8 protein-coding genes are annotated in these 13,828 nt (G+C 60.9%); 4 read left to right on the top strand and 4 right to left on the bottom strand.

All coding sequences use genetic code 11. From position 1 onward, the window contains the following. On the bottom strand, positions 1–243 hold a 243-nt coding region (locus AB4Z11_RS06950; RefSeq protein ID WP_442023773.1), incomplete at its 3' end, for a PepSY domain-containing protein. A 158-nt stretch (positions 244–401) separates the two neighbouring features. Here AB4Z11_RS06950 and AB4Z11_RS06945 point away from each other — a divergent pair. The 4 genes from AB4Z11_RS06945 (at position 402) to AB4Z11_RS06930 (ending at position 8,910) form a co-directional block, all read left to right on the top strand. Beyond that, complete coding sequence (locus AB4Z11_RS06945) at positions 402–2,741, top strand: glycoside hydrolase family 31 protein (RefSeq protein ID WP_442023771.1); 2,340 nt, start codon at positions 402–404, stop codon at positions 2,739–2,741. Between the two features lie 11 nt (positions 2,742–2,752). Continuing rightward, positions 2,753–4,561 (top strand): hypothetical protein, encoded by a 1,809-nt coding sequence (locus tag AB4Z11_RS06940; protein ID WP_442023769.1) that lies wholly within the window; start codon positions 2,753–2,755, stop codon positions 4,559–4,561. Next, entirely contained in the window at positions 4,558–5,991 is a 1,434-nt protein-coding gene (locus tag AB4Z11_RS06935; RefSeq protein WP_442023767.1) for a nucleoside hydrolase-like domain-containing protein, read from the top strand. Before AB4Z11_RS06940 ends, AB4Z11_RS06935 begins: the two co-directional genes overlap by 4 nt. Positions 5,992–6,150: 159 nt before the next feature. Beyond that, positions 6,151–8,910: a TonB-dependent receptor gene (locus tag AB4Z11_RS06930; RefSeq protein ID WP_442023765.1), complete on the top strand. Its 2,760-nt coding sequence runs from the start codon at positions 6,151–6,153 to the stop codon at positions 8,908–8,910. Between the two features lie 97 nt (positions 8,911–9,007). Here AB4Z11_RS06930 and tldD read toward each other — a convergent pair whose 3' ends face one another. From tldD to AB4Z11_RS06915, 3 genes are all read right to left on the bottom strand, one after another. Continuing rightward, complete coding sequence (tldD, locus tag AB4Z11_RS06925) at positions 9,008–10,468, bottom strand: metalloprotease TldD (protein WP_442023763.1); 1,461 nt, start codon at positions 10,466–10,468, stop codon at positions 9,008–9,010. Between the two features lie 36 nt (positions 10,469–10,504). Then, the gene (locus tag AB4Z11_RS06920) at positions 10,505–11,302 is read right to left on the bottom strand and encodes a carbon-nitrogen hydrolase family protein (RefSeq protein WP_442023761.1); all 798 of its coding nucleotides are present in this window, start codon (positions 11,300–11,302) and stop codon (positions 10,505–10,507) included. Positions 11,303–11,312: 10 nt separating this feature from the next. Next, positions 11,313–13,828, bottom strand: a 2,516-nt coding sequence (locus tag AB4Z11_RS06915; RefSeq protein WP_442023759.1) for a YhdP family protein, incomplete at its 5' end; no start/stop codon positions are given.

Here is a 13,828-nt window from a genome sequence, read left to right as displayed (position 1 = left end):
CATGTACATCATTATCTTGCCCGGATGCAGAGCCGACGCCGCTGCGATCACCTTGTCCAGATTGGCCTTCGGTGTGTTCACCGGCAACACGGGCGCCTCCACATCATCGCCCAGCAGGTGGCCGATTTCGTGGTGGTAGATCAGCGGCAACCCCGTCACGCACAGCAGCAGCATGAAGACGGTGCAGACCAGACTGCTCCACTTGTGAATCCACGCCCAGCGGCGGGTGGTTTGGGGGCTCATGGTAAATTGGCTTACGATTAAAGCATTAATGCTAATGCAAATCATTCGCATTTACAAGAGTTTATGAAAACGTTCCCAAGTTTGGTGATTTTCGTAATTGCAAGGGCGTAAGGCCCTCGCCACAATAAGCGCAAACCTAAAACAGCCTGGAGGCAGGATTGAGACAGCAAAGCATGCAGGTGGCCGTTGCAGCCGCCATTTCGTCCATGGTTCTGGCGGCGCACGCCGCACCGATCAAAACCCTCGACCGTGAAGGCGCCTGGGTTTCGGTCGAAGCCTACGGTCCCAACATCGTCCATGTCACCATCGCCGCCGACAAGGCGGAAACGCTGAAAGGCCCCGGCTTCGGCATCCTGCCGGCCGGCGCGGACAACAAGCCCTTCCAGCACGCCGCAGGCAAGGAAGGTGACAGTTTCACCTCCCCTGCCCTCGCGCTGCATGTCGATGCCGCACCAGCGCCGCACGTGCCGAGCATGGGCGAAAAATACTTCGCGCCCGCGCTGGCCAAGGTYGCGCTGCAGGTGAAGAACGCTGCCGGCGACACTGTGCTGAAGATGACCGGCTGGGAAATGTCGCCGCAAACCGTCGCTGGTGAAAAAACTTATCAGGTCGGCGCATCCTTCGCGGCGCCAGCCGGCGAGCATTACTACGGTATGGGCCAGAACCAGGAATCGCTTGGCCCGCTGGACCTGCGCGGCCGCACGCTCGATTGCAAGCACTGGTATGACGCGCCGGCTGGCGAATCGGTCTGCGTCCCCTTCATGGTGTCGTCCAAAGGCTATGGCATCGTGTGGGACAACGCCTCGGCAACGCGCTTTGTGGCTGGCGTGAACGGCCGCATGGGCTTCCAGTCCAATGTGGGCGAGCGTGTCAGCTTCTTCGTCATCACCGGCAAGACGCCTGAAGAAATCTATTCCGGCTACGCACGCCTGACCGGCAAGACGCCCATTCCGCCCAAGGCTGCTTTTGGCCTGATTCAATCGAAAGCCCGCTACGACAGCCAGCAGGAAGTGCTGCGCGTGGCGAACACTTATCGGCAGAAAAAGTACCCGCTGGATGTGATGGTGGTGGACTGGTTCTACTGGACCCGCATGGGCCAGCTGGACATCGATCCAGCGCAGTTCCCCGATCCCGATGGCATGAACAAGCAGCTGCACGATATGGGCATGCAGTCCATTATCTCGATCTGGCCGCGCTTCGAAACTTCCAGCCGCTACTTCAACGAGCTTGATACCAAAGGCTTCCTGCTGAAGGACAAGGACGGCAATTCGGTCGATGGCCTGCCCTTCCGCTCCGACCGTACGGGTGGCCTGATCGACGCCACCAATCCGGAAGCGCGCAAGTGGTACTGGCAGAAGGCGCGCGACAATATCCTGTCGCACGGCTTCGACTATCCATGGCTGGACGAAACGGAACCGGACCTGGTACCGGATGGCTTCTTCTATTCGATCGGCTCGGGCGACCGCTATCACAACCTGTTCCCGCTGATGCACGTGGAAGGCGCGGCGCAAGGCATGCGCGAATGGAAGCCGAACAAGCGCGTGCTGATCCTGTCCCGTGCCGCCTATCTTGGCGCACAGCGCACTGGCGCCCTGTTCTGGTCTTCCGATATCAATCCAACCTGGGAAGCGCTGGCGCGCCAGGTGCCGACTGGCCTGAACATGACCGCCTCCGGCATCGCCTACTGGGGCAACGATATCGGTGGCTGGCAGCATCTGCCGCAGACCACCAGCATCACGGCTACACCGTTGCTCGATCCATCCGACGCGCGCGATACCGTGGGACAGAACAACGACTATCCCGAACTGTTCACGCGCTGGTTCCAGTACGGCACCTTCCTGCCGACGCTGCGCATCCACGGTGAGCGCAAGCACACCGAGATCTGGGAATTCGGCAAACAGGCGGAAGCGGTGCTGGCCGAGTATGACCGCCTGCGCTATCGCCTGATCCCTTATCTCTACAGCCAGGCCAAGTTCACGCACGACACCGGCGCACCGTTCATGCGTCCACTGTGGATGGACTTCCCTGCCGATCCGAACGTCGCCAATATCGGCACGCAGTATATGTTCGGCCCCGCCTTCCTCGTTGCGCCGGTTACCGCCCAAGGCCAGACGGAGAAGGAGGTGTATCTGCCCGCAGGCAGCGACTGGTACAACTTCTGGACCAACGAAAAACTCTCCGGCGGCCAGTGGGTGAAGGTCGCCGCGCCAATCGAGCGCATTCCCGTCTTCGTGCGTGCCGGCTCCATCGTGCCGATCGGCGCCGACGTGCAGTCCACCGCAAGCAAGCAGGCGATCGCCGAGATCCGCGTCTATCCCGGCAAGGATGGCGAGTTCGCGCTGTATGACGACGATGGCGTCTCCTACGACTACGAAAAAGGCAAGGGCAGCGTCACCCGCCTGCGCTGGGACAACGCCAAGGGCACGCTGAGCGCAAGTGGCGGCGATACGGCACTGGCCAAGGCAGCGCAAGGTCTGCTCAAGGTAGCTGGAAAATGAAAGGGCACGCCATGCGATACGCCGTTGCCACCGCCGTTCTCGCGCTGGCTGCCGGTGCCGCCAGTGCGGGGCAGTACCAGCACTTCAGGACCGCGATCTATATTCCCGTCAACGTGACGCAAAGCCTGGCAGATCCCGCCGTGTTCGAGCACCAGTTCGCACGCGCAATGAACCAGGTCCCGTTCGACAAGGTCTACATCGAAACCTACCGCGACAACCGCTTCGCTACCGACGAACAAATCGAAATGGTGAAGAAGGCCTTCCTTGCCAAAGGCATTGAAGTCGCGGGCGGCGTGACGATGGCAGCTGGCGGCTTCAACGGCCAGTTCATGACCTTCGATTACGAAAAGCCGGAAGACCGCGAAATGGGCAAGAAGGCGATGGCACAGGCGGCACGCCATTTCGACTCCATCATCCTGGACGATTTCTTCTTCTACACCTCGAAGTCCGACGCCGACATCAAGGCCAAGGGCAAGCGCAGCTGGACGCAGTACCGGATCGACACCATGCGCAAGGTTTCGCAAGACATCGTGCTGGGTCCCGCCCGCGCCGCGAATCCGAAAGTGAAGGTGACAATCAAGTATCCGAACTGGTACGAGCACTTCCATGGCCTGGGCTTCGATCTCGAAAAGCAGCCGGAAATGTTCGACAGCATCTACACCGGCACCGAAACGCGCGACCCGATCATCACGGACCAGCTGCTGCAGCAGTATGAGTCCTACTCGATCATCCGCTACTACAATACCTTGCGCCGCGACGGCAAGAACGGCGGTGGCTGGGTCGATACTTATTCCACCCGCTACCTCGACCGCTTTGCCGAGCAGCTGTGGGACACGGCTTTCGCCAAGCCGCCCGAGATCACGCTATTCAACTGGCATCCGATGGCTGAGGACAAGCCCGCGGTGGCGGGCGAGCGGCCATGGGGCGATCAGGACACGTCCTTCAACTGGAAGCAAATCGTCGCCGGCTGGCAGGCGGCGAATCCGAATGCGGTCGCGCCCGCAGGCTGGGGCCTGGCCGCGCACGCTGCGCTGAAACAGGCGGATGAAGTGCTCGGTCAGCTTGGCAATCCTACGGGCCTGGCAAGCTACCGCCCACCGCACGCATCCGGCGAAGACTTCCTGCACAACTACCTCGGCAACGTCGGCATTCCGCTCGAAATGAGTGCGCGCTTCCCGGCGGAAGCCAGCACTGTGCTGCTGACACAAGCCGCGGCTACGGACAAGGACATCATCGCCAAGGTCCGCAAGCAGCTGGAGGCTGGCAAGAACGTCTTCGTGACTTCGGGCTTCGTGCGCGCCACACAGGATCATGGCTTCCAGGACCTGCTTGAAGTCTATGCCACCGGCCAGCAAGTCGCGCTGAACGACTACTACAACGGCTACGGCGCCGGCAATGGCGAATCGCTGCGCGACGACCCGAAGGTGGCGCCGCGCGATGTGATCTYCCCCGAGCTGCATTACTTCACCAATGACGCATGGCCGATCATTCGCGGCGTGTCCGGTGCGCGCGGCTTCCCGATCCTGCTGATGAACCGCTACAGCAAAGGCATTCTGTACGTGATCAATATCCCCAGCAATATCGGGGATCTGTACAGCATGCCGGTGGGCGTCATCAACAGCATCAAGCAATACCTGCTGGCCGACGCGCCTGTGCGCATCGAGGCGCCTGCCGGTGTCAGCCTGTTCACGTATGATAACGGCGCCTACATCATCCAGTCCTTCAACGACGTGCCGGCAACAGTACGCGTGCTGAAGAAAGGCGCGCCGCCAACCGAGGTGACCATCGCCCCGCACAGCTTCAAGGTGTACAAGTCATGAAGCGCGCCGCCGTGACAGCCCTCGCTGCGCTGGCACTGGCGGGCAGCGCGGCAGCATCTCCGCAGCCGCCCAAACAGCGGCTGCTGGTTCTCAGCGATATCGAGGCCGATCCGGACGATAGCCAGTCCCTGGTACGCCTGCTGCTGTATTCGAACCAGATCGACATCGAGGGTCTGATCGCCACGACTTCAGTGCACCAGAAGTCGCGCGTGGCGCCGGAATCGATACGCGCCATCATCAGCACTTACGGCCGCGTGCAGCCTAATCTGCTGAAACACGAGAAAGGCTTCCCAAGTGCGGCCGCACTTACGGCGCTGGTGCGGCAAGGCTTGCCGGTCTATGGCATGAATGGGGTTGGCGAAGACAAGGATTCGCAAGGTTCAAACTGGATCATCAAGGTGCTGGAGCGGCCGGACGCGCGCCCCTTATGGGTATCGGTATGGGGCGGCGCCAATACGCTGGCGCAGGCCCTGTATCGCATCCGGCAAACGCATACGCCGGCGCAAACCGCCAGGCTGGTGAGCAAGCTGCGCGTGTATGCGATCTCCGATCAGGACGATACAGGCATCTGGCTACGCAGCAGCTTCCCTGAACTGTTCTACATTGTCAGCCCGGGCGGATATGGCGCGGCGACCTGGGGCGGCATGAATGTCGCCGAGCCGGGCAACGACAACACGGAAGTCAGCAACGCATGGATCGCCGGGCATATCCAGCAGGGCCACGGTCCGCTGGGCGCGGCTTACCCGGACACCGGCTATGGCGTGGAAGGCGATACGCCCAGTTTCCTCGCGCTGATTCCCAATGGACTCAACGCACCCGAACATCCCGACTGGGGCGGCTGGGGTGGACGCTATGAGTTCTACCTTCCATCGCTGGACAATATGGATACGAAGGGATTCAATGGCGGCGTGCCTATCCTTCCCGAGCCGCATGCCATCTGGACCAACGCCATTGATGCTTACACGCCCTGGGTTGGCAACGAATATGGCCGCAATATCCGCGCTTCCGAAACGGTCTTCACCGGATTCAAGACCACCATCTGGCGCTGGCGCAAGGAGTTCCAGAACGACTTTGCGGCGCGCATCGAGTGGACCACCAAGCCTTATGCAGCCGCCAACCATCCTCCCGTTCCCGCACTCGCAGATGCCGAACGCATCACCGTCAAGTCGGGCGAACACTTCGCACTGAGTGCCGCCGGCAGCACCGATCCGGACGGCGACAGCCTGAGCTTCCTGTGGTTTCATTACCCGGAAGCCGGCAGCTGGAAGACGCCGATCAAAACCGACGGCGCGGAAAATATTTATACCGTTTGGTTCACCGCACCTGTTGTATCCAAGTCAGAAACCGCCCACTTCATCCTCAAAGTCACCGACAAAGGCAGCCCGCCGCTGACCCGCTACAAACGCGTGATTGTGACGATCACGCCCTGATTCAGCGGCCTTTTTGGCATACATCCCTCCATGTAGTTATATGTTTTCGGCATATAAAATAGTAAATAAATGATTAGTTTGTAATTCGTGCGCTACGTACGATGGCCTCCATGCAGCCCTAACTGCATCCCCAATAAGAATATTCGGAGACCAAACAGTATGCATAAATTCGATATGCGCAAGACCATATTGGCAGCCCTCATTGCCGATATCCTGATTTCTACCTGTGCCCTCGCACAAACCAGCAACGAGCCCAATGCTGAACCTGAACAGAAGGTTGTCGTGAGCGGCATTCGTGCGTCGCTCGCCTCTTCCCTGATGACCAAGCGCCTGCAGGAAGGCGTTGTGGATGCAGTGTCGGCTGAAGACGCCGGCAAATTCCCGGACACGAATATCGCCGAATCCCTGCAGCGTGTAACGGGCGTGCAGATCCAGCGTAACAACGGCGAAGGCCGCTATATTTCCGTGCGCGGTCTGGGCCCGGAATTCAATAACGTGCTGGTGAACGGCCGCACGCTGACCAGCGACACCGGCGGCCGCGAGTTCTCCTTCGACCTGCTGTCATCGGACCTGATTTCCAAAGCGCTGGTGTACAAAACCTCGCAGCCTTTCCTGCCTGAAGGCGGTATCGGTTCCACCGTGGACATCCAGACTGCACGCCCGCTGTCGGGCAAGGCAGGCAGCTCCGGCGTGGTCAACGTCTTCGATTCCTGGGACTCCAACTCGCGCAAGAACACGCCGAACGTCAGCGGCATGTACTCCTTTGCCAACGCCGAGAAGACCTTTGGCATTACAGGTTCCGTCTCCTACACCGACCGCGCATCCAAGCAGAATAAGGCGATTACCGACGCCTGGAATTACCGCGATGTGGCCATCATCAACGGCGATGCGAACTCCAAGGGTCTGACGATGGCCGACGTCACGACCAAGAAGCTGTATATGCCGCAGAGCTACGGCTTCCAGCAGGAGAACGAAAAGCGCAAACGCCTGGTCGCCAACCTGACGGCGCAATACAACCCATCCGAGAACTGGAAGCTGACCGCGGACGCCCTGTATTCGCGCCTTAACCAGCGCAACGACGTCATCGCCATCAGCGACTGGAACAATCCAACGCAGGTCGGCGTGAAGACCGATGCCAATGGCCAAGTGCTCAGCTTCATCCGTCCCGGCGCGCTGTTCTTCGCGAACAATCCGGCGCTGGTGGGCGGCACGCTCACCGACAAAAACTCGAACGACATGATCGTGAAAGGCGGTGACCGTCTCTCGATCACCAAAGCCGGCGGCCTGAATTCCAAATGGACCGTATCGCCCGACTTGAAAGTGGAGGCGGACGTGAATGCATCGCGCACCACTTCCACCCAGCCGGATATGTGGGTGGTGGCCGGCATGGTGCCGCAGAACAGCGACGTACTGACCTTCGGCTCCACGCCGACGCTGACTTTCGGCGACGGCATCGCCGATCCGAGCAAGGTGTTTGCACACGCCGTGTCGAACAACGACRTGCGCTTCTCCGACTCGCTGCAGGAAGGCCGCGCCAACGTCTCGTGGCAGCATGAAATGGGCTTCTTCAAAGGCATCGATTCCGGCCTGGGCTATCAGCAGCGCAAGGTTGGCCGCACCAGCTGGAGCAGCGATTCGTGGAATGCCTTCAGTGGTTATCACGTCGCCTTGCCATCGAGCCTGTTCACGGTCACGCCGCTGGGTAATCCGTTTGGCGGCAACGCACAGGTGCCGAGCGCCTACCTGAGTTTCGATCCGCAGGCCTACATGAATTACCTGAACCAGCCGTCCGTGCTGGCCTTCTCCAACGATCCGGCATCGTATCTGGACAAGACCAAGTATCCAAACGGCCCGATGGCGATCGACTACACCAAGCCATCGATGTGGCAGGTGAAGGAAAAGGTTTCGAACTTCTATGTCGATTCGAAGTGGGAGGGCGAACACTGGTCCGCCAACGCGGGTGTGCGCGTGGTGCACGTGAACTCGACTTCTTCGGGTATCAGCCGCGTGCTGCTGTCCGCCACCAAAAGCCCGAACGACACCACTTACATCCTGAACTGGGGTCCGGCCACGGCCACTTCGGTGGAGAACAGCTACAACAGCGTTCTGCCTTCCGGTAACTTCAAGTACGACCTGACCAGCGACATGATTCTGCGCTTCGGTGCGTCGAAAACCGAAACGCGCCCGACGCTGAACCAGATGGGTGTCGACAACTCCTACGGCGGCCGTTATGGCGACGTGCAGACCGGCGGCGGCAATCCTTACCTGAAGCCGATGAAGTCGACCAACTTCGATCTGTCGTATGAATGGTATCTGTCGAAGACCAACTACGTCAGCGCGGCCGTCTTCCACAAGAGCGTGCGCGATTTCCTTGAGCAGAAGCTGGTGGATATCAAGATCCCGCAGTACACCGAAGTGGTGCACGACACCCGTATCCGCAACGGCCAGAAGGGCAAGATCAAGGGTCTGGAACTGGCGGGCCAATATGCCTTCGACAGCGGCTATACCTGGCTGCAGGGCTTTGGCGTGTCGGCCAACTACACCTTCGTCGATGCCAAGGCGGAGCGCGACGACGAGACTGCCGCGTCTTCCTGCGGCTACCCTGGCCTGTCGAAGCAGTCGTACAACGCCTCGGTCTTCTACGAGAACGAGAAGTTCATGGCGCGTGTCAGCTACAACTGGCGTAATCACTTCGCCGTGGACTGCGGCGGCGGCAGCACCTTGCCGCGTACCCGTTCGGCTTACGGCCAGACCGATGCCAGCCTGCGCTACAACGTTACGCCGCACATCGCGCTGTACGCAGACGGCATCAACCTCGCCAATTCGCGCATGCACGAATATGCCGACAACGAGAGCCAATTCCTGACGCTGGAAAATGTGGGCCGACGCGTGAACGTGGGCGTGCGCGTAGCCTTCTGATGCAAGGCGGATCAATGATCCGCCCTACAAAAAAGCCGCCCAAACGGGCGGCTTTTTCATTGGTGGCACGTCGTAGGGCGGATCATTGATCCGCCATTTATGCGGTACCGCCGACGGTCACGCCGTCGAGGCGCAGAGTCGGCTGGCCAACGCCCACCGGCACGCTCTGGCCTTCCTTGCCGCACACGCCCACGCCCGGGTCCAGCTTCATATCGTTACCGATCATCGACACGCGGTTCAGCACATCCGGACCATTACCGATCAGGGTCGCGCCCTTGACCGGATAAGTGACCTTGCCGTTCTCGATCATATACGCCTCGCTGGCCGAGAACACGAACTTGCCGTTGGTGATATCGACCTGGCCGCCGCCGAAGTTCACCGCATACAGGCCGTTCTTCACGGATGCCAGAATCTCTTCCGGGTCCTTGTCGCCAGCCAGCATATAGGTGTTGGTCATGCGCGGCATCGGCAGATGGGCGAAGGATTCGCGGCGTGCGTTGCCGGTCACCGGCATCTTCATCAGGCGCGCATTCATGGTGTCCTGGATATAGCCCTTCAGGATGCCGTCTTCGATCAGCGTGGTGCACTGGGTCGGGTTGCCTTCATCGTCGATGTTCAGCGAACCGCGGCGGTCCTTCAGCGTGCCATCGTCCACCACGGTCACGCCTTTGGCGGCAACGCGCTCGCCGATACGGCCGGAGAAGGTCGACGAACCCTTGCGGTTGAAGTCACCTTCGAGGCCGTGGCCAATCGCTTCGTGCAGCAGGATGCCCGGCCAGCCTGGGCCGAGAACGACAGTCATCGGGCCGGCAGGCGCAGGACGAGAATCCAGATTCACCAGTGCCGACTTCACCGCATCTTCCGCATACTGCTCCAGGATCGCATCGGTAAAGTAGCCATACTCGTAGCGGCCACCGCCGCCGGACGAACCGACTTCGCGGCGTCCATCCTGTTCCACGATCACGGTCAGCGATACGCGCACCAGCGGACGGATGTCAGCTGCCAGCACGCCATCGCTGCGCACCACCAGCACCACGTCGTATTCGCCGGCCAGGCCAGCCATCACCTGCACCACACGCGGGTCCTTGGCGCGCGCCATCTTTTCGACTTTTTCCAGCAGCTTGACCTTGGACGTCGCATCCAGCGACACCAGCGGATCGTTCGGCAGATACAGCGAACGGCCGCCGGTCGGGCTCATCTTGCCCGCGACCTTGACCTTGCCCGCACCCGCGCGCGCGATGGTGCGCGTGGCGGCTGCAGCATCCAGCAGGGCCGCTTCGGAAATCTCATCGGAATAAGAGAAGGCCGTCTTGTCGCCCGAAACGGCGCGCACGCCGACGCCCTGATCGATGGAGAAAGAGCCCGTCTTGACGATGCCCTCTTCCAGGCTCCAGCCCTCGTTCTTCGTGAACTGGAAATACAGGTCGGCATAATCGACCTTGTGGGTGAACATACTGCCGAGCGCCTTCAGCAACTTGGCTTCATCGAGGCCGAAAGGCGTCAGCAAAATATCGCGCGCGGCTGCGAGAGCCGTCATGTTCGGTTCGAATGGTTTCATATTGGAATTCTTTGCGTTTTGGTTGTTACCGGCATCTTACATCGTCCGGTGTTTCAGTGCTGGCAGGCTCTCGCGCACGCCGTGCATGAAGATATCGTCTACCTCGCCGCTGACCACGCCCTCGCCTTCCGCCAGCACCGCCTTGACCTCGCCCCAAGGGTCGATCAGCATGGAATGCCCCCAGGTACGGCGGCCGTTGACGTGCGTCCCGCCCTGGGCTGCCGCCAGCACATAGCACTGGTTTTCGATGGCGCGTGCGCGCAGCAGGATTTCCCAGTGCGCCTTGCCGGTGGTGTAGGTAAAGGCGGCCGGCACCACGATCAGCGACACCGGCCCCATGGCACGGTACAGCTCCGGGAAGCGCAGGTCATAGCAGACGGACATGCCAACCTTGCCCACCGCTGTCTCAACTGTGCCGACCGATTTGCCCGGCACAATGGTGCGCGCCTCGTCGTAGGACTCGCTGCCCTTGGTGAAGCCGAACAGGTGAATCTTGTCGTAACGGCCAACATGCTTGCCCTGCGGATCGTAGACCAGGGTCGTGTTGATCACGCGCTGAGGATCGTCGGATGCCAGCGGCAGCGTGCCGCCCAGCAGCCAGATCTTGTGTTCGCGCGCCATCTCGGCCATGAAAGTCTGAATCGGACCGGAACCCAGCGGCTCGGCCCTGGCCACCTTGTCGCTGTCGCTCAGGCCCATGATGGCCCAGTATTCAGGCAACAGGACCAGCTTGGCGCCGGTGGCGGCGGCGTCCGCGATCAGGCTGCGGGCGGTGGCGATATTCTCTTCCACGACCGGCGTGGAAACCATCTGGACGGCTGCAACGATAGGCATTGGCCTCTCCTTATCTGGCGCTCGGAGCGGACAACAGCTCCGGCAATTTCGGGGCGTCGAGTTTGGTGATCACCGGCGCCTTCCATGGACCGGTAACCTGCATATGGTAGGTCAGTGCTTTCATCACCGGCGCACTGAGGAAGAGCTGAGCCAGGAAGCTGCCCAGGCCAATCACCGGGTTCACGGCCAGCGCATACACCAGCGGTGCCGTGCCGAGGTTCACTTCAGGAATCACGACTACATGCAGATTGGTCGATTCGTTTGCAATGTCGGCCGTGCCATCCATCAGCACCGTGGCCTGCACGCCGTGCATCTTCAGGTTTTCGGTTTTCACGATGCCTTTATTGATGACGGCGTTGGCGGTGATGCCGTCGAAGGCCAGGCCATCCGAGAATACATCGTGGAAGTCCAGTTTCAACAGGCGCGGCAAGGCTTGCAGGCTCAGAACACCGAGCAGTTTGGCGGCGCCCGGGTCCTGGCGCAGGAACTGGCCCTTCTCCACGTTCAAGGTCAGGTTGCCTGCCAGGCTGGGCGAGTCGAAGGAATACGGCAGGCCGTGCCAGGAAATATCGCCACTCAGCTTGCCTTTGCCGTTGCGCAGCGTGTCGGCAAAGCCGAAACGCTCCAGCAGCTTGCCCGCATCGTTGATGTTCAGGTCGAAGTTCAGCATGGTGGTGTGCTGGCCATCCTTGGTGACCCAGCGTCCCGTGCCATGCAGTTCACCGTCCGGATTTTCCAGCGCCAGCTTGCTGACGCGCCATTCGCGCGAACTGGTAATCAGCGCGTTATACGCCTGCAGTTCCAGATGGCCCAGCGGCTTGTTGAACAGTTCGAAGCGCTCGGCCACGATGTCCAGCGCAGGGATGGTCGGCGAGGTGGTCGAAGCTTCCAGCAGGTCCTTCACTTCGCTGGCCTGCGATTCAGGAATGATCAGCGAAGACAGGCGCGCCGTCACCTTGCCCACGCCGCGGCCGGATGCCGACTCGTTCCACGTCACGTAGCCGGTGGCCTGGCGCGAATCGATGCTGGCTTRCCAGACACCCTTCTGGTGACTGGCGCCGATCACCACGTTATCCAGTTTGCGCCCGCCTGCGGTCAGCTCGGTGGCGCGTGCAGCCAGGGTATCGGCCACGACGTATTGCGACAGGTCCGGGCCTTCGCTTGCATTGGCGCTGCGCAGCTCATTGCCCGCAATGGCGCTGCCGACGTCGATCCAGTCGTCCACATTCAGCGATTTCAGGCTGGCCTGAATCATCATGCCGCTGTCCGGTTCCGGCGCCGGCACATTGACGCCGATGCCGCCGTTGACCAGGTGATAGGGTACGTGCCCCTTGCGTTCGCGGTGATAGCGGGCGGCGATCGCATTGCCCAGCGTGATGCGGATGTCGTCGCGCTGAAGACCAGCCTCGTTTGGCGCGCCGCCGTTCAGCTGGAAGTGCAGCGGCATCGCTTCACTGGCGGTTTTCTTTAGTGGCGCCGGGAAGTCCAGGCCTGCCCCCACCATGTTCGCATCGACGCTGATCTGCCACTGGTGCTCGCGCGCCACCACCAGGCCATTGAATCTGGTGCTGCCGCTCAGGTGGGAAGCCAGGCGCTGCATGGCAGGCGTCGGATACGCCTTGCGCAAGCCATCCACTGTCACCGTCCCCCCCAGCTTGACCTGGATGGAGTTGTCGCGCTGCGAACCGCCTGACACCTGCAACTGCCCGCCCAGCAAGGTGCCATTGATGGTGTTCAGGTTCACGCCATGCTCATTGAATTCGATCTTGCCGCTGGCCAGCTGAATGGTCGGCATTTCGGTCCACAAGGCGATGTCATTCCCCAGCAGCGACAGCGCGCCCTGCACCTTGGTGTCGATGGCGTGATTGAGCGGCATATGCAGCTTGAGCGCCAGCTTGGCCGGACCGGTGGCGGTCGTCTCTTCGGTGAAGTTGCCGATCCATTCCAGTACCGGGCTGGCCGCCATGTATTTGACGAATTCGTTCAGYTGACCATTCGCTGTGCCATCGATATCCAGCACGCTTTCGTGAATCGTCAGGTCGGGAATCACAGCCTTCACATTGACCAGGGCAACGCCGGCGGTACGCGCGGTGTCGGCCTTGATTTCCATGCGCGCGCGGTCGAACAGGAAGCTGCCCTTGATCTTCTCGGCTTGCGGCCATAGCGGCGACTTGCCGTCCTTGGCGAACATGGTCGGGTCGTAATTCAGCTTGGCGTCATCGAGTTTGCCGGCGATGCGGAATTCTCCTTTCGCCTTATCCGGCGAAGCGTCCTTGAACGGGAAGTGATCCAGCTCGCCGCGCAGGCGCAGGCTCACTTCGCGCGCCGTGCCGTCTTCCAGTGCGCCGCTCAGCCAGGTGCGCAGATGCTCGGGGGTCTTGTATGGCAGGTAGCGGCCGATGGTCTTGATGTCGAAGCCATCCAGCGTGCCGGTGAAGTCGGCCACACCGGCGGTTTTGCCGTCGCGCGGCAGCACGTGGGTGCCGGTGATATTGGCTGCGATCCCGGCATGCAGCAGTTCCAGGT

Source organism: Pseudoduganella sp. RAF53_2 (assembly GCF_052113985.1).
Lineage (GTDB): Bacteria > Pseudomonadota > Gammaproteobacteria > Burkholderiales > Burkholderiaceae_D > Rugamonas.
The sequence above is the reverse complement of the archived record's forward strand: the minus strand, read 5'-3'. Positions and strand labels throughout refer to the sequence as shown.